Source organism: Micromonospora sp. SL1-18, assembly GCF_047921505.1.
GTDB lineage: Bacteria > Actinomycetota > Actinomycetes > Mycobacteriales > Micromonosporaceae > Micromonospora.
In genome coordinates this window covers 1-1760 of record NZ_JBLROA010000167.1, presented here as the reverse complement: position 1 = coordinate 1760, position 1760 = coordinate 1, and the positions used below count along the sequence as shown (strand labels likewise).

Here is a 1760-nt window from a genome sequence, read left to right as displayed (position 1 = left end):
GGGCCCGCAGATAAATAAGTAGCGATTTCACGTTCCCGCGCTGTTCGATGTGGTATGGGCGTGGTGACGGAAGCTGAGGGGATACTGGCCGCGAAGTTCCGGGTCTTGTTTCCGCATCTGGATGAGCGGCAGCGTCGTCTGCTGATGGGTGCCGAGGCTCGGGCCCTGGGCCATGGGGGGATCAGGCTGGTAGCCCGAGCTGCGGGGGTTGCCGAGAGTACGGTGTCACGCGGGGTGTCCGACCTGGACGCCGGCGAGGAGCCGTTGGGGAGGACCCGTCGGGTGGGCGGGGGCCGTAAACGGCTGGTCGATCTTGACCCGGGGTTGCGGGTGGCGTTGCTGGCGTTGGTCGAGCCGGACATGCGGGGAGATCCGATGTCGCCGCTGCGGTGGACGACGAAGTCGACCCGCAATCTGGCCGAGGAGTTGACCCTGCAGGGCTGGCGAATCTCGGCTGACACGGTGGCTGACGTGCTGCGTGGTGAGGGTTTCAGTCTGCAGGCCAACGCCAAGACGATCGAGGGCAAGCAGCATCCGGACCGCGACGCGCAGTTCCGCTATCTCAACGAGCAGGTCAAGGACCATCAGGCCACCGGGGATCCGGTGGTCAGCGTGGACACCAAGAAGAAGGAACTGGTCGGGCTCTACAAGAACGGCGGGCGGGAGTGGCAGCCGGCCGGTGAGCCTGTCCAGGTCAACACGCATGACTTTCCCGACCGGGAGGTCGGTAAGGCAATCCCGTACGGCGTCTACGACGTGACCGCGGACACCGGTTGGGTCAACGTCGGCTGCGATCACGACACCGCCGCGTTCGCGGTCGCCTCGATCCGCCGCTGGTGGTCCGCCTGCGGCGCAGGCGACTATCCGCATGCTCGCCGGCTGCTGATCACGGCTGACGCGGGCGGCTCCAACGGTTACCGCACCCGTGCGTGGAAGACCGAACTTGCGGCCCTGGCCGCCGAGACCGGCCTTGAGGTCACGGTGTGTCACCTGCCGCCGGGAACCTCGAAATGGAACAAGATCGAGCACCGGCTATTCTCCCACATCACGATGAACTGGCGTGGCAGGCCGCTGACCAGCCACGACGTCATCGTCCAGTCGATCGCGGCCACCACCACCCGCACCGGCCTGTCCGTGCACGCCGAACTCGACACCGGCACCTACCCGACCGGCATCCAGATCAACGACGCCCAGATCACGACCCTGCCGATGAAACGGCACCGCTTCCACGGCGACTGGAACTACACCCTGCACCCCCACCACGAGCAGCCCCCACCCCCGCCCGCCCAGCACAGCGAAGGCCACCACAGCCGCGAACACGCCCCGGACAAGGACCTGCTGTCCCACCCGGAACTGACCGGCATGCCCCGACACCAGCTCGACGACATGGCCGCCGAACTGGCCGAATCCCAAGCCCGGCACCGTGAGCAGACCCGACGGGCACGCCGTGGCACCGAACGCCGCCGCGCCGCCGGAGCCGGCCCCCCGATCAAGCTCACCGACGCCGACCGGGTCCTGGCCACCGTGCTCTACCTGCGCAAACTGTGCACACAAGCGGTCCTGGCCGAGCTGTTCAACGTCGACCGAAGAACGATCACCATCGCCGTTGCGCAGACTCGTCCACTCCTGGAACAGCACGGATACGCCATCACACCATCAACGGCCCGGTTCCCCACGCCAGCAGACCTCATCGCCTTCCTCGCCGACACCCCGCCCCAATCAGAGATCAAATCAGCGTGTTAATCCTCTGCGAGCCCTTA

General features: G+C 66.6%; 1 protein-coding gene. It reads left to right on the top strand.

Annotated features, from left to right (window positions below; translation table 11 throughout):
• The first annotated feature begins 54 nt into the window (after window positions 1-54).
• A complete protein-coding gene (locus ACNAW0_RS30320; protein ID WP_416291468.1) occupies window positions 55-1743 on the top strand; it encodes an ISAzo13 family transposase in 1689 nt (562 codons plus the stop codon).
• Window positions 1744-1760 lie beyond the last annotated feature (17 nt).